15 protein-coding genes are annotated in these 14186 nt (G+C 50.5%); 3 read left to right on the forward strand and 12 right to left on the reverse strand.

The genetic code is table 11. The annotated features are described in order from the left end of the window. Positions 1–7: 7 nt before the first annotated feature. The 4 genes from ACJJIJ_RS17835 to ACJJIJ_RS17850 form a co-directional block, all read right to left on the reverse strand. Positions 8–367, reverse strand: coding sequence for a hypothetical protein (locus tag ACJJIJ_RS17835; RefSeq protein WP_444938049.1), 360 nt, complete (start codon positions 365–367; stop codon positions 8–10). Between the two features lie 2 nt (positions 368–369). Continuing rightward, complete coding sequence (locus tag ACJJIJ_RS17840; protein ID WP_444938050.1) at positions 370–981, reverse strand: DUF938 domain-containing protein; 612 nt, start codon at positions 979–981, stop codon at positions 370–372. Beyond that, the gene (gene yaaA / locus ACJJIJ_RS17845; RefSeq protein WP_444938051.1) at positions 978–1754 is read right to left on the reverse strand and encodes a peroxide stress protein YaaA; all 777 of its coding nucleotides are present in this window, start codon (positions 1752–1754) and stop codon (positions 978–980) included. The genes ACJJIJ_RS17840 and yaaA overlap by 4 nt, the downstream gene beginning before the upstream one ends. Positions 1755–1819: 65 nt before the next feature. Then, positions 1820–2299 (reverse strand): DUF4265 domain-containing protein, encoded by a 480-nt coding sequence (locus ACJJIJ_RS17850; protein ID WP_252083907.1) that lies wholly within the window; start codon positions 2297–2299, stop codon positions 1820–1822. 69 nt (positions 2300–2368) lie between these two features. Between ACJJIJ_RS17850 and ACJJIJ_RS17855 the strand changes: the two genes are divergently transcribed. Further along, positions 2369–3655: a M48 family metalloprotease gene (locus ACJJIJ_RS17855; RefSeq protein WP_444938052.1), complete on the forward strand. Its 1287-nt coding sequence runs from the start codon at positions 2369–2371 to the stop codon at positions 3653–3655. Positions 3656–3725: 70 nt separating this feature from the next. On the opposite strand, the gene ACJJIJ_RS17860 is transcribed toward ACJJIJ_RS17855, so the two are convergent. The 8 genes from ACJJIJ_RS17860 to ACJJIJ_RS17895 form a co-directional block, all read right to left on the reverse strand. After that, a complete protein-coding gene (locus tag ACJJIJ_RS17860; RefSeq protein ID WP_444938053.1) occupies positions 3726–4691 on the reverse strand; it encodes a putative porin in 966 nt (321 codons plus the stop codon). A gap of 160 nt (positions 4692–4851) precedes the next feature. Then, positions 4852–5646, reverse strand: coding sequence for a putative porin (locus ACJJIJ_RS17865; protein WP_252083910.1), 795 nt, complete (start codon positions 5644–5646; stop codon positions 4852–4854). Between the two features lie 283 nt (positions 5647–5929). Then, a complete protein-coding gene (locus ACJJIJ_RS17870; protein WP_444889018.1) occupies positions 5930–6259 on the reverse strand; it encodes an antibiotic biosynthesis monooxygenase family protein in 330 nt (109 codons plus the stop codon). Positions 6260–6346: 87 nt separating this feature from the next. Continuing rightward, on the reverse strand, positions 6347–7054 hold the full coding sequence (gene phoU, locus ACJJIJ_RS17875) for a phosphate signaling complex protein PhoU (RefSeq protein WP_252083912.1): 708 nt from the start codon (positions 7052–7054) through the stop codon (positions 6347–6349). 25 nt (positions 7055–7079) lie between these two features. Next, a complete protein-coding gene (pstB, locus tag ACJJIJ_RS17880) occupies positions 7080–7958 on the reverse strand; it encodes a phosphate ABC transporter ATP-binding protein PstB (RefSeq protein ID WP_252083913.1) in 879 nt (292 codons plus the stop codon). Positions 7959–7989: 31 nt separating this feature from the next. After that, the gene (pstA, locus tag ACJJIJ_RS17885) at positions 7990–9276 is read right to left on the reverse strand and encodes a phosphate ABC transporter permease PstA (protein ID WP_252083914.1); all 1287 of its coding nucleotides are present in this window, start codon (positions 9274–9276) and stop codon (positions 7990–7992) included. Beyond that, a complete protein-coding gene (gene pstC / locus ACJJIJ_RS17890) occupies positions 9269–10648 on the reverse strand; it encodes a phosphate ABC transporter permease subunit PstC (RefSeq protein ID WP_252083915.1) in 1380 nt (459 codons plus the stop codon). The genes pstA and pstC overlap by 8 nt, the downstream gene beginning before the upstream one ends. A 138-nt stretch (positions 10649–10786) precedes the next feature. Next, positions 10787–11839: a PstS family phosphate ABC transporter substrate-binding protein gene (locus ACJJIJ_RS17895; RefSeq protein ID WP_252083916.1), complete on the reverse strand. Its 1053-nt coding sequence runs from the start codon at positions 11837–11839 to the stop codon at positions 10787–10789. Between the two features lie 183 nt (positions 11840–12022). Here ACJJIJ_RS17895 and ACJJIJ_RS17900 point away from each other — a divergent pair, with 183 nt between their 5' ends. Both ACJJIJ_RS17900 and ACJJIJ_RS17905 read left to right on the forward strand, forming a co-directional pair. Next, complete coding sequence (locus ACJJIJ_RS17900) at positions 12023–12595, forward strand: TRAP transporter small permease subunit (RefSeq protein WP_252083918.1); 573 nt, start codon at positions 12023–12025, stop codon at positions 12593–12595. Continuing rightward, positions 12592–13956 carry a TRAP transporter large permease gene (locus tag ACJJIJ_RS17905; RefSeq protein WP_444938054.1) on the forward strand — a complete coding sequence of 455 codons (1365 nt, stop codon included), beginning with the start codon at positions 12592–12594 and terminating at the stop codon, positions 13954–13956. Before ACJJIJ_RS17900 ends, ACJJIJ_RS17905 begins: the two co-directional genes overlap by 4 nt. Positions 13957–14186: the final 230 nt, after the last annotated feature.

Raw genomic sequence — 14186 nt, forward strand, 5'->3', positions numbered from 1 at the left:
GATAAAACTATTCAAATTCTGGCAGCTTTACCGGCTCACCATTTTTGATATAGGTAGCCTCTTCTTCATCGTGCACCGGGGTGCTCTCCCGGCGCAGGATCAGGTGGTGCAACTTTAAATCCCCATCTCTTAACAACAGATGCTCATTGCCATTGTCATCCACAGGCAGAGCCTTGTTTCCCACCAAGGCATCGCGCAGAGCGCGCAGCCGCGGCACATCTTTATAGCGATTCAGGTCATTGGAGAGACGCGTTTTCATGCGCTCACTTTCATGCAGGGCTGCAGCAGTTTCACGATATTTGGCGAAAAAAAACACAGCTGCAATGGCAAACGCCACAACAACGGAAACTTCAAACCATACGGGCATAATCACTCCTTGTTATCGTATTTACGCCAAACGACCAGCTGGTTGTTCGCTGGCAGGTAATTTAGCTCTTCCCGACGCATGCCGACATCACTGGCCAATTGATCCAACCACTCCAGATCACGGATACCGCTATCGGGGTTGCGCTCTTTGAGGTAGGTATCGAAATCCGCATTGCTGGGCCCGATAAAACTGCCATCAATCTTGAAGGGTCCATATACAACCAGCAAGCCATTGGGTTCTAACAGAGTGTGCAGTTTGTGAAAGAATCGCTGTACTGACTCCCTCGACATAATATGCAGGGTATTCGCGGTAAACACCGCATCGAAATTCAGCGCAGGCCAGGGCGCATCGACATCCAGAGTCAGAGGTTCGCGCAAGTTCTGTGCGGGCGCACTCGCCAACCAAGCTCGCACACCGGGCAGCATTTCCGCCCGCTCCGAGGTCTGCCAAATTAAGTGGGGCAGGCGCGGTGCAAAAAAGACCGCGTGCTGACCTGTGCCGCTCCCCACCTCCAATACCTTAAGGCTACCATCCAGCAGGCGGCACAGATGAGTAAGAATTGGATCGCGATTACGCGCACAAGCCGGTGCATCCGGCAGGCTGGTATCGCTCATTGCTGTTCATCCCGAGTGAAAACCCAGTCGCGCTCATTGGACATGCCCGAGTTATAGGCATAGCCGGCTACATCAAAGCCCTTAAGCTCCTCCGCTTTCTTCACCCGCTGCTCAATCGACCAGCGGCTCATCATGCCCCGCGCTTTCTTAGCAAAGAAGCTGATCATCTTATACTGACCATTTTTTAGATCTTTAAAATGGGGGGTAATGACCTCTGCATTGAGCGCCTTGGGCTTTACCGCCTTGAAGTACTCATTAGAGGCAAGGTTGACCAATTCCCGGCTCTTCAGCGCATGCAACTGGGCATTGAGCGTCTCAGTAATTTGCTCTCCCCAAAATTCATACAGATTTTTACCGCGGCTGTTTTCAAATCTGGTGCCCATCTCCAGGCGGTAGGGTTGCATCAGGTCCAGCGGGCGCAACAGGCCATAGAGACCGGAGAGCATTCGCAAATGCTTTTGCGCATAACTGAAATCGCGCTTGCCCATAGTTTCAGCGGCCAGGCCGGTATAAACATCCCCCTTAAAGGCGAGTAGGGCCGGGCGCGCATTTTTATCTGTGAAAGGGCGTTTCCAGTCTTGGAAGCGGTCGTAATTCAACACACCGAGCTTGTCGGAAATCTTCATCAAGCTGGAGATCTGCTGTGGGCTCAGATCACGCAGTTCGCCAATTAATGCCGCTGACTCCTTGAGAAAGTCTGGCTGAGTGGTTTCCAGTGTGGGTATTTCACTCTCGTAATCCAGCGTCTTGGCTGGAGAAATCACTATTAACATCGGGTGCCTTACTTGTGCTGCTTCGCTTTCTATTTGAGCCCAACCGCTAGGATCGGGGCACTGCTCTATTCGGGCTTCAATATATCCTGCCACCAGTTGAGGGGTGTTTGGCCATCCTTCGGATCGTAGACATTGCCGTAATACCAGGCACTGTTGGCACCATCACAAATACTATTGAGAATTTCCTCAATCTTATCGAAACCACAGCTGACATGGATGCTGTAAACCAGCATGCGTGGAACTTCCAGATCCAGCTCTCCTCCAAGTTTCTCCAGCTGCGGGCTCAAGCGGTCGGAGAGTTCGGCGCTGTCGCCGCGGCAAAAAACACGGATCGCCAAATTGCCGGAGCGCTTAACCAGCTCAAATTGCTGGGTATCTTTATCCACTTTAATGCAATCGCCACTGGCGATGCCTTTAATAAATGCGGGAGAACGTACCAGCTGGCAACTGTCGTCCTCATTGACTCGTACCTGTAAGCGCTCTACCACCGGCTCGCCATCGGGGTTGGTGCCCGCAAATAACTCTATTACCTGAAGTGCCGTCATAACCTCTATTCCCCGACTGTGTACAATGGGTGATCGTTGAATAATCGGCATTATACAGGGAGGCAAGCAATGATCTCGCGTAACCAGGCTTTCTTCGCCGCAGTGGCGTTGACGGCAACCTCTATTATCAGTGGCTGTGTCACCAATCCAGTGACCGGAGAGCAACAGTTCTCTCTGGTATCGGCCCAGCAGGAATTGAACTTAGGACAGCAGCAATACCCAATCAACCAACAACAACAGGGCGGTCAGTACACCATAGATCCCAGCTTGCAGGAATATGTGAATCGGGTCGGGCAAAAGTTGGCTCGGGTCTCGGACCAGCCGCAGCTGCCCTACGAATTTGTAGTATTGAATAACTCCGTTCCCAACGCCTGGGCACTTCCCGCTGGCAAAATCGCCATTAACAGAGGCCTGCTGGTCCTGCTTGAGGATGAGGCGGAATTGGCCGCTGTACTCGGCCACGAAATTGTCCATGCCGCCGCACGCCACTCCGCCACCGCCATGTCACAACAACAGGTGCTCGGGGCCGGCCTGGCTGTACTCGGTGCGGCCACCAAAGATTCCGCCTATGCGGACCTTATCTCCACCGGCAGCCAGCTGGGAGGTTCCGCCTATATCGCCCGCTACGGTCGCGGCAACGAACTGGAATCCGACGAATACGGCATGAAATATATGGCTGCCGCCGGCTATGACCCCCAGGGCGCCGTGCGACTGCAGCGCAAATTCGTCGAACTCTCCAAAGGGCAGCAGAGCAACGGCCTGGAAGCCCTCTTCGCCAGCCACCCCCCATCACAGTCCCGCGTCAGCGCCAATATCGAGCACAGTAAATCACTGCCCAAGAACGGGGTCACCAACCGCGATGCCTATCAAAAGGCCATAGCACAACTAAAACGCGATGCGGATGCCTATGAAAATTATGATGATGCTCTAAAAGCAGCCAATAAAAAGCAGTTTGATACGGCACTGAATCTGGTACGAAAGGCACAAAAGCAACAACCAAAAGAAGCCTCTTTCTTCGCACTGGAAGGAGATTTACTCGCCCAGAAAAAACAATTTGATAAAGCCCATCAGGCCTACGACCGTGCCGTACAGAAAAACCCTGCACTGTTTTCCCACTGGTTAAAACGCGGCATGGCTAGTGCGCAACTTAAAAATTACACTGCTGCGGAGAGGGACTTAAACCGTTCTCTACGTTATTTGGAAACAGCTTATGCACACTTCTATTTGGGCGAGGTGTATGAAAAGCAGGGGAATAAGCAAAGCGCTTTCAAGCACTACGAGACAGCAGCCGGGGCAGGGGGAGAGATTGGCTCTAAAGCTCAGGCCCGGATACAGGCCTTAACTGGGAAGGGCTAAATTTATAGTTTAGAAATTTTGATTTAAAAATTTAAAAGGGCTAGTGGATAGCCCTTATATTTTCATAAAATTATAACTGAACTCTTAAGCCCAGCCGGTACTCATCATACCGATAAGCATCGCAATCATCACACTCCAAATATCCAAATTCTGCATAATACCCATTGTATTTATTTGTTGCTGCGGCTAAGTAAGCTACGTCAACGGCAATATTCTGATTAAAGAAGTGGGAAAACCCTAATTTATAACGATGATTTTCATCATAAGCTATATTGACGGAGGTCTCTTTATTAAAATAAAATTCTGCGCTCAACTCCGAGGCATCCCCCCATATTCTTCCGTTTCCGTGATAATAACTCGCTTCAACACTTAGATACTTATCATTTCCGAAATCTACGAAATATTTAGAAGATAAAATGTGATCGTCAGTTTCCTCAGCGACATTCATTGTAAAACCAAGATAACCAGTATCACTTAATTGGTGGCTATACTGGGCGGTTAATGAAAACTCTTCTTCTTCATCAAAATACTTAAAATCAGTATTACTATAGTTTAATTTCACTAAAACATTCGGGGTTAAAAAATAACCAATCGATTGATCATAAATGTTGGCATATTTTTGATCCTCTATAGTAGCACTCAGCACCACACCATTTTCTACAAAATACTCACCTTTTGTAGAAATTGAATTTTGATGATGATCATTCCGCAAATAATCATTCCGAATTTCATATCGGGAGAATTGTGCTGATATATTGCTAACCTTATTGATGTACTCAAACTCCTTTAGAGGCCCTAGAGTTTCTTTCCCTCCAAAATAGTAAGTAGTACCAACGGTTGAGGTTTTATTTTTTACTTCTTTAGCATTATAACCGGACGTTGGAAAATATGGCCACCCCATTGGGCTATTGTAATGGTCATGAAATGAGTACTCTAAATCTGAATAACTCAAAGTAGTTATCGACTTATACTCCTCCGCCGTTACGCCAGTAGCAAGCACCATCAGGGGAACAACTGATACTTTAAAACCCTTCATAAAATCCTTTTCCAACTATAGATTTGATTTGTAAGATTTTAATAGGATTTATTTTTTATTTCTAGAGACAATAACAATACGACAAGAAATAAACGTTTAGGTAACATCCAATAATTAACTAAGAAAATAAAAGGACTATCTAAGATAGCCCTTTTCTTACTTACAGCTGTACGGTCATACCAATTTGGTAGATATCGTAATCGATATCACTATCAGTATTGGAAACATAAGCAGCTTCAACAGCGAAGTTGCGGTTGAAGAAATGGTTCATACCCAGCTTAAACTCTTCTTTTTCATCGAAAGTAAAGCCGACGGAGGTGCGCTGAGTAAAGAAGTACTCTGTGCCCAACTTCCAATAGTCATCGTCCTCATCGTAGCTGATATAATCCAGATCAATCGTTAAGTACTGTTCACCACCCAGGTGAGTAAAGTACTTAGAAGACAGGCTGCGAGTATCAAACTCTTCATCAACTGAAAAGTCGAAACCGATATAATCGGTTCCATTCAGCTGGTGGTTATAACGAGCATTAACAGACAGCTCATTATCACTGTCGTTATCTTCATGTTCCAGGCTAACCAGGAAGTTAGGTGTGAAGAGATAACCTACTGATAAAGTATCAATATTTTCTTCACCCCAATCGGCTAACTGAGCACCTAAAACCAGACCATTGGATGCAAAATACTCTCCACCGATGGTCAGAATATCGGAATCTTCACTGCCTTCGTTTAAATGAGAGAAGCCACCGTAAACATTGCTAACTTTGTTTATATATTCAAATTCTTTCAGTGGGCCTAGAGTTTCTTTTCCGCTGAAGAAGTAGCGACTATCAAGAGTAAAACTATCATCACCTTTTTCTAAATTGCTGTAGTTAGCTTTAGTAAAAGAATTGTACTCCTCGGCAGTTGTAGTAGCCGCAAGAAGCATCAGGGGGAGAGCTGCGAGCTTGAATCTCATTTCAAAATCCTTCGTTAACGTAGGGATCCAAATTGGGCTGCGGATTGTAACAAAAGAATTTTTGTCTGCAACAACAGTTAATTACACAAAGTCAGTTTGAGAAGACTTTGCGACGAAGGGAATGAGAACAGGGGAAAGACAGAATTAAAGCTTCTTGCTTAGATGTAATTATCCGTAATCAAGTATTTTAAATACTCATTCAGAGACCGATTAAAATTTACAGTTTTTTAATTTTTGAAAAATTTAATTTATTCAGCTTCTGTTCAGTTTTGACGAGGCAAGCTTAAGAAAGTTCATCATCATCAGCATAAGAAGCTACTACCTCTCTAAATTCTTTAAACTCTCCTAAAGGTCGTATACCCACAAAAGGAGCCACGCTTTGAATAATTTTATCAATCGCAAACGTATGTTCAGCCTGCATAGCATCGCGTTCTGTTTTACTGTGCCAAGTGGCTATCGCTATGAGGCTATTTTCGTCACCGATCTTTTGCAAAAGTTCCGTGCCCATAGCCCCAGGTGCCCGCTGAATTAACTGAGACGCACGTACCCAGGCATCGGCATATTCTTCCGCTGTGAAACCTTCCTTAATTTGAACCTCAAAAATATATTTCATCGCCAAGCCCCTAAATATTTCAAGTTCTTAAAATCTGCCTGCAATAAAAAAGGCCGCTATGAGCGACCTTTCTTTGGCTGAGGAAACTTAGGATTTCCTTAAATTCAAATTCCTCTCGTGGCCGTGGCGAATATCCGCCCCCTCCACCAAGTAGACTACCTGCTCACAAATATTCTTGGCGTGGTCACCGATACGCTCCAGTGAGCGCAGTGTCCACAGCACATTAATGACGCGGGAAATACTGCGCGGATCTTCCATCATATAAGTCACCAGCTCACGGACGGCGGTGCGGTAATCCATGTCCACCTGTTCATCCTCGGCGAGGGTGCGCAATGCGGACTCCACATCGAAACGAGTGTAGGCATCCAGGGCGTCGTTGAGCATTTTGCGTACAGCATTTGCCAGATGGCGTATCTCGGTATAGCCGCGCGGTGAGGTGCCTTCATCGGTCAGGGCAATCGCCATTTTCGCGATTTTGCTGGCCTCATCACCGATACGTTCCAGGTCGCGGGCGATTCGGGTTACCGACATCACCATACGCAGATCCGAAGCGGCGGGCTGGCGCTTGGCGATGATTAGAGTCGCGTGCTCGTCCAGGGCCATCTCGCACTTGTCGATTTCCTCTTCGACGCGCAGGACTTCCTCGGCGAGCTGGCTATCGGCATTCGACAGAGCATCGACGGCATCGGCTACTTGGCGGGCGACCATGCCGCCCATTTCCAACATCTCGGTCTTGATTCCCTCCAGGTCCTCATTGAACTGGCGGGAGATATGCTGATCGAAGTGCATTTCCATAGTTATCCCTCGGAGCAAGATTGGCTTAGCCGAAGCGGCCGGTAATGTAGGCTTCGGTTAGTTCGTGCTCCGGATTGGTGAACACGGTCTCTGTATCGTTGACTTCAACCAGGTGCCCCAGATGGAAGTAAGCCGTGCGCTGACTAACGCGGGCCGCCTGTTGCATGGAATGGGTCACGATGGCAATAGTGTAGTTCTCGCGCAGCTCATCGATCAGCTCCTCAATACGCGCAGTGGCAATAGGGTCCAGGGCGGAGCAGGGCTCATCCATCAGGATAACCTCAGGGCTCACGGCAATGGCTCGGGCGATACACAGACGCTGCTGCTGACCGCCAGAGAGGCCGGTGCCCGGCTTGTCCAAACGGTCCTTAACTTCATCCCAGAGGCCGGCGCGGCGCAGGCTGTTTTCCACAATTTCATCCAGGTCGGCGCGGCGGCTGGCGATCCCGTGGATTTTGGGGCCATAGGCCACATTTTCATAGATAGACTTGGGGAAGGGATTGGGCTTCTGGAACACCATCCCCACCCGAGCGCGTAGTGGCACAACATCTACCTTGGGACCATAAATGGGGTCGCCATCCAGGCTCAGTTCGCCTTCCACCCGACAGCCTTCGATGGTGTCATTCATGCGGTTGAGGCAGCGCAGGAAAGTGGACTTACCACAACCGGATGGGCCGATCATCGCCACAACTTCATTGCGGCCGATATCCAGGCCCACATTGTGAATAGCCTGGGTTTCACCGTAGAACACATTCACATTGCGCATGCGTAACTTGGCGGTATCAGTGAAGGGCTGGCCCACTGTTTTCCGCACCTCGGCTTGGCTCACTGCCATTTTTTCACCGGTCAGTTCGGGTTGCGCCGCTTCAGAATGTCCGGCGGCATCCAGGGTCATGGTACTCATAAATAATCCTGTTTTCCGATTATCCGCGCTGTTACCAGCGGCGCTCAAGTTTCTTGCGCAGCATTACTGCACTGGTATTCATAAGAATCAATACACTCAGCAGCACCATAATGGCTGCAGAGGTACGCTCCACAAAGGCGCGCTCTGGGCTGTCGGCCCAGAGGAAAATCTGTACCGGCAATACCGTGGCCGGATCGGTAACTCCGCCGGGTACATCCACAATAAAGGCAACCATACCGATCATCAGAAGGGGCGCGGTCTCACCCAGGGCCTGGGCCATACCAATAATCGCACCGGTGAGCATACCGGGCATGGCCAGCGGCAATACATGGTGGAAAACCACCTGCATACGCGAGGCACCCATACCCATCGCCGCTTCGCGAATCGAAGGCGGCACCGCCTTCAACGCCGCACGGCTGGAAATAATAATTGTCGGCAACGTCATCAGGGTAAGTACCAGACCACCAACCAGAGGCGCAGAGCGCGGCAACTCAAAAAAGTTGATAAAGATCGCCAGCCCCAGCAAGCCGAATACGATGGACGGCACCGCCGCGAGGTTATTGATATTCACCTCAATCAGATCGGTCCAACGATTCTTCGGCGCGTATTCTTCCAAATAGATAGCGGCAGCCACCCCGATTGGGAAAGACAGCGCCAAAGTCACCAGCAATGTAAACAGCGAGCCCATCAAAGCGGCGCGGATACCTGCCTGTTCCGGCTCGCGCGAATCGCCGTTGGTAAAGAAGGTGGTGTTAAAACGCTTCTTCAGTTCGCCACTTTGTAGCAACTGCTCGATCCAGCCGGCTTTCTGTTCGGATGTGCGGCCGCGGAAGCCCTCTTTGGAATCCTTCAGACTTTTAACAAAAGTATCCACATCGTCGTCAGCGGCAAACCATACCTTCTCGCTCGTACCGAGTAGCTCTGGGTTTGCAGCCAGGCGATCACGCAGGTTAAAGGGTGCCCCCGAGGAGACCAGGCTATAGAGCTCACGCTTGTCACTGCGGCCAGTCACCGAGGGAAAACGCTCGCGCAACGCCGCGCGAATCACCCCGGTGAAATTGGCCCAGGCAAGGCTCTCGTCATCGACCTTCTCAATACCGAGTACCTGCGCATCGTAGTGCACTTCCAGCTCAATGGCGGTCTGCACAAAGGCGCCGCTACCCTTGCTGATAATATCGCTGAATAGAATAACAACCGCGAGTATGCCGAAAGCGATACTGGCAATGCCCAGCCCACGAAACAATTTTTCCTTGCGATGGCGGCTGGCGAGGCGCTTCTCGATGCGCTCACGAACCTGCGTCTGGGTGAGGTTAGTCATACTGCTCCCGGTATTTTTTCACTACGTGCAAGGCGATAAAGTTCAGCACCAGAGTGGAGATAAATAGCATCAGGCCAAGCGCAAATGCGGCCAGGGTCTTGGGACTGTCAAACTCCTGGTCGCCGACCAGTAGCGTCACGATTTGCACGGTAACAGTGGTGACCGAATCCAGAGGGTTCGCAGTCAGGTTGGCGGCGAGGCCCGCGGCCATCACTACGATCATCGTTTCACCAATTGCGCGAGATACCGCCAAGAGTACACCGCCGACAATTCCCGGCAAGGCGGCGGGAATCACCACCTTGCGCACGGTTTCCGATTGGGTTGAACCCAACCCCAGAGCGCCATCGCGCAGGGATTGCGGAACTGCATTAATAACATCGTCAGATAATGAAGAGACAAATGGGATAATCATAATCCCCATTACCAGGCCAGCGGCCAGGGCGCTCTCACTGGAGGCCTGTAAACCCATTGAGGTGGCCAGGTCGCGAATAAATGGGGCAACAGTCAGTGCCGCAAAAAAGCCGTATACCACGGTGGGTACACCGGCGAGAATTTCCAAAATAGGCTTGGCTACGTTGCGCACGCGCTTGCTGGCGTACTCGGCCAGATAAATAGCGGCCATCAGGCCCACAGGCACCGCCACCAACATGGCGATTGCGGAAACCATCAGGGTGCCGGTAAATAGGGGTACCGCACCAAAGGCTCCGCTGGAACCAACCTGATCGGCGCGCAGGGCCATCTGCGGGCTCCAGTGCAGGCCGAACAAGAATTCAGTCACTGGCACCGACTGGAAAAAGCGCAGCGACTCAAACAGTACCGAGAACAAAATACCCACAGTGGTAAAAATCGCGGCGCAGGCACAGGTAATCAGAATAGCCTTCAGGACTTTTTCCACTTTCTCACGGGCACGCAGCTCCGGAGAAAAACGCAACAGTGCAAATGCCCCCAGGCCCACCGCCAATACCAGGCTTAAAAAGGCCTGTAGAGTATTGGAATTATTGCGCAACTGACTGAGGTGCTCGGCAGCCGACTGTAACTGTGGAGATGACTCTCCCACCAAATGGCCAGCGGCAAGGTTTTGAATTTGTGCATAGAGCAGGTTCTGCCCGGCAATGGTATCGGGCTTATCGGCGATGCTGTGCATCACCATAGAGCGAATAATGGCATCGTCAAAAATCAGCCAGGCACCCAGTAGTAAAAGTGCCGGTAAACCACACCAAAGCGCGGTAAATAATCCGTGATAGCTGGGCAGTGAGGCCAGATTACGCAGGCCTCCTCGGCTGCGCGCTGCACTCAGTGCACGACTAAAGCCGGTACCGTAGGCCACTAAAATCAACAGCAGCAAAAGGGCGAACAGTGTGGGGGTTTGCATTGAATTACCGTGCTAAAAATGTCGATGTCGGCATTATCCCGACTTTTCCCTGTGTTTCCACTTGGCTTTCATAAAAACGGCCAAGCCCTCTCGAGCTTGGCCGTCAATTCCCTTTGACTGTACTACTCCAAGATAAATTTACTTCGCAGCAAGATTGCTCAGGGCATTCAGCTTGCGAACGTCAGTAGCAATTTTCTGGCGTTTCTCTTGGGGCAACGGGATCATACCTTTGTCAGTCAGGTAACCTTCATCACCCCAAGCGCGCTCATTGGTGAACTCCGCCAGGAACTGCTTGATACCTGGCACTACGTCGGCATGTGCCTTCTTCACGTAAATAAACAGCGGGCGGGAAACTGGATATCTCTGATCGGCGATAGAATCGAAAGTCGGAGCCTGTCCTTCGATCAAAGAGCCTTGTACTTTATCGGCATTCTGGTCGAGGAAGCTGAAACCAAAGATGCCTAGGGCATTTGGATTGGCAACCAACTTGTTGACGATCAGGTTATCGTTCTCACCGGCTTCAACATAAGCGCCGTCTTCGCGTACGTTGTGACAGATCGCCTTATAAGCGCTCTTGTCTTTTTTCTTCATGGCCTTGATCCAGCCAAATTTCTTACAACCACCTTCCATTGCCAGCTCCGCGAAGGCATCGCGGGTACCGGAAGTGGGGGGCGGCCCCAAAACTTCAATTTTGGTATTGGGCAGCGCAGGATTTACGTCTTTCCAGGTCTTGTAAGGGTTAGCTACCAGCGTTTCGGAACCGTCCGGGTTCGGTACTTCTTTTGCCAGGGCCAGGAAAATATCTTTGCGGGAAAGCTTGAAAGGAGTTGCTTTCTTAGCATTGGCCAGCACGATACCGTCGTAGCCAATCTGTACTTCCACAACATCAACGCCGTTGCCGTTACACATTTCCAGCTCGGACTGCTTAATGCGGCGGGAAGCACCAGTGATGTCTGCAGTGCTTTCACCAACGCCCTGACAGAACAGCTTCATGCCGCCGCCAGTACCTGTGGATTCAACTACCGGAGTCTTGAACTGGGTAGCACGGCTGAAACGCTCCGCCACAGTGGTGGTAAAAGGGTAAACAGTGGAAGAACCCACAACACTGATGTAGTCGCGAGCCGCCAGGGCTACCTGAGAGGTGGCAAGGGTCAATGCCGCCAGGGAAGTAGCCAAAATTTGCTTGTTCATGTGTAACTCCGATGAGTGTTTTTTATTTCACGCGGCGATGCTAGGAACAACGGATGACGATTCTATGAATAAAACATGACAAAAAAGTTACAGCCGGAAATTTACCCCGCTGGTGCCCGGGCAGGCAAAGCGGTAACCTGCATACAAACGAGATAACAATAAGATGTAAAGAGAGAAGCCCCCATGCTATTTCTGATGCGTGGAGCGCGTGCACTGGAGAGTCTATCCAGTCGCACCGGCCACCTGCTCGCCTGGTTTACCTGGGCCATGGTCTTAATACAGTCCTGCGTTGTGGCTCTGCGCCACCTGTTCGACAGTGGCTCCATAGCGCTACAGGAGTCCGTAATCTATCTGCACGGTGCCGCCTTTATGTTGGGCCTGGCCTATGCGCTGCAAACCGACGCCCACGTGCGTGTCGATGTCTTCTATCGGCGAATGGGTCCCAGGGGTAAGGCTTGGGTTAATGCTCTGGGTTTTCTGCTATTTCTTTTGCCAGTCTGCACTTTTATGTTGCTGAGCAGCTGGCAGTTTGCTCTGAATAGTTGGTCAGTGCTTGAGGAGAGCGCCAATGCCGGCGGCCTTCCCGGTGTTTTCCTGCTGAAAAGTCTGATTCCCCTCGCGGCAGTAACCCTCGGTCTCGCCGGCACCGCCCAGTTTATTCGTGCTCTGCTACAGCTTATGGAGGTTTCAAGCCCGGTAAGCGAATCTGTAGCGAAACCACGATTGCTCAAGCAGGTGGAGGAGGCAGAGGCATGATCGAGCTGATACCTCTATTGATGTTTGCCGCCGTTTGCGGGCTACTGATGTTCGGTTACCCGGTAGCTTTCACGCTCGCCGGTACGGCCCTAATCACCGCCGGGTTGGGTATCGTGTATGGCGCTTTCGATGCCGAGCTACTGCGTGCCTTCCCCGACCGCCTCTACGGCATTATGCAAAACGGCACCCTGGTTGCCGTGCCGCTCTTTGTCTTAATGGGAGTCATTCTCGAGAGAGCAAAAATCGCTGAAGACTTATTGGTCAATCTGACCAAAGTATTTATGGGTGCGCCGGCGGGTATGGCCATTTCTGTAGTAGTTGTCGGTGCACTTCTGGCCGCTAGTACCGGTATTGTGGGCGCCACCGTAGTGACTATGGGTTTAATGTCCCTGCCCTCCCTGTTGAAACAGGGCTACTCCCCAAAGCTAGCCACTGGCACCATCTGCGCCACCGGCACCCTCGGACAAATTATTCCCCCCTCTATTGCTCTGGTGCTTCTTGGGGATACTCTCTCCAACGCCTATCAGCAGGCACAACTATCTGCAGGTATTTTTAATCCCAAGCCGGTCAGCGTTGGCGACCTTTTTATCGGTGCCATTATTCCCGGCCTATTGCTGGTAGCAGCCTACATTGTTTATCTATTGTTCGTGGCGCGCCGTTCTCCGGGTAAGGCCAAGACCGCGCAGCAGCAACCTCTGGAAGTTTGGCCGCTACTGAGTAGCCTTTTTCCTCCTATCGCTTTGATGCTATTAGTGCTGGGTTCAATTATTACCGGTGCCGCAACGCCTACAGAAGCCGCCGCCGTAGGTGCTCTGGGGGCGGGATTACTGGCTTACAGTCGCGGTGCTCTGCATTGGGCGCAAGCGGGGGAGGTGGGTCGCAGCACTCTACAGGTAAGCGCGATGGTGTTTGCCATTCTTATTGGTGCTTCATTGTTCTCACTGGTCTTCCGTGGATATGGCGGTGAAGAACTTGTCACCAGTATTTTCCACAGTCTGCCTGGGGGTGTTATTGGTGCGACCTTGCTGGTCATGCTGGTGATCTTCTTGCTCGGTTTCATTCTCGACTTTATTGAGATCACCTTTGTGGTGGTGCCCATTGTTGGGCCGGTGTTGTTGGCGATGGGTGTGGACCCGATTTGGCTGGGCATCATGATTGCAATCAACTTGCAGACTTCCTTCCTTACTCCACCCTTTGGATTTGCATTGTTTTATCTTCGCGGCGTTGCGCCAAGTTCAGTGGCCACTTCCGCTATCTATCGCGGCGTTATGCCATTTATCGCTATTCAGCTGTTGATTTTGTGCCTCCTAGCACTCTGGCCTGCTCTGGTGACTTGGTTGCCGGGGGTGGTTCAGAATTAACCCAAAAGACAACGATCGGTAGTGATAAGACCTTGTATCGCTACCGATTGGATCCAGCCCAAAACGATCGTACTAACATTGAAACTTAATAAACCCTTCGCCCCTTAAATTCATCGGCACATCTTGATTCCCTACGGCAAGTCACCAGCACCTGCTAAATTGGCATTCAATTTTTAATTTGCTCGCCAGACCATCAATAAACCTCTGCGGATATCTTTCCTTAAAAAAAT

This window comes from Microbulbifer mixtoriginis (SeqCode) (assembly GCF_052467945.1).

Bases quoted from the DNA above. Each gene is read 5' to 3' on its own strand.
- ACJJIJ_RS17865 (WP_252083910.1), bottom strand. From the start codon at position 5,646: ATGAGATTCAAGCTCGCAGCTCTCCCCCTGATGCTTCTTGCGGCTACT.
- ACJJIJ_RS17905 (WP_444938054.1), top strand. From the start codon at position 12,592: ATGATCGAGCTGATACCTCTATTGATGTTTGCCGCCGTTTGCGGGCTA.
- pstA (WP_252083914.1), bottom strand. From the start codon at position 9,276: ATGACTAACCTCACCCAGACGCAGGTTCGTGAGCGCATCGAGAAGCGC.
- ACJJIJ_RS17900 (WP_252083918.1), top strand. From the start codon at position 12,023: ATGCTATTTCTGATGCGTGGAGCGCGTGCACTGGAGAGTCTATCCAGT.
- yaaA (WP_444938051.1), bottom strand. From the start codon at position 1,754: ATGTTAATAGTGATTTCTCCAGCCAAGACGCTGGATTACGAGAGTGAA.
- ACJJIJ_RS17860 (WP_444938053.1), bottom strand. From the start codon at position 4,691: ATGAAGGGTTTTAAAGTATCAGTTGTTCCCCTGATGGTGCTTGCTACT.
- ACJJIJ_RS17870 (WP_444889018.1), bottom strand. From the start codon at position 6,259: ATGAAATATATTTTTGAGGTTCAAATTAAGGAAGGTTTCACAGCGGAA.
- phoU (WP_252083912.1), bottom strand. From the start codon at position 7,054: ATGGAAATGCACTTCGATCAGCATATCTCCCGCCAGTTCAATGAGGAC.
- pstB (WP_252083913.1), bottom strand. From the start codon at position 7,958: ATGAGTACCATGACCCTGGATGCCGCCGGACATTCTGAAGCGGCGCAA.
- pstC (WP_252083915.1), bottom strand. From the start codon at position 10,648: ATGCAAACCCCCACACTGTTCGCCCTTTTGCTGCTGTTGATTTTAGTG.
- ACJJIJ_RS17895 (WP_252083916.1), bottom strand. From the start codon at position 11,839: ATGAACAAGCAAATTTTGGCTACTTCCCTGGCGGCATTGACCCTTGCC.
- ACJJIJ_RS17850 (WP_252083907.1), bottom strand. From the start codon at position 2,299: ATGACGGCACTTCAGGTAATAGAGTTATTTGCGGGCACCAACCCCGAT.
- ACJJIJ_RS17835 (WP_444938049.1), bottom strand. From the start codon at position 367: ATGCCCGTATGGTTTGAAGTTTCCGTTGTTGTGGCGTTTGCCATTGCA.
- ACJJIJ_RS17855 (WP_444938052.1), top strand. From the start codon at position 2,369: ATGATCTCGCGTAACCAGGCTTTCTTCGCCGCAGTGGCGTTGACGGCA.
- ACJJIJ_RS17840 (WP_444938050.1), bottom strand. From the start codon at position 981: ATGAGCGATACCAGCCTGCCGGATGCACCGGCTTGTGCGCGTAATCGC.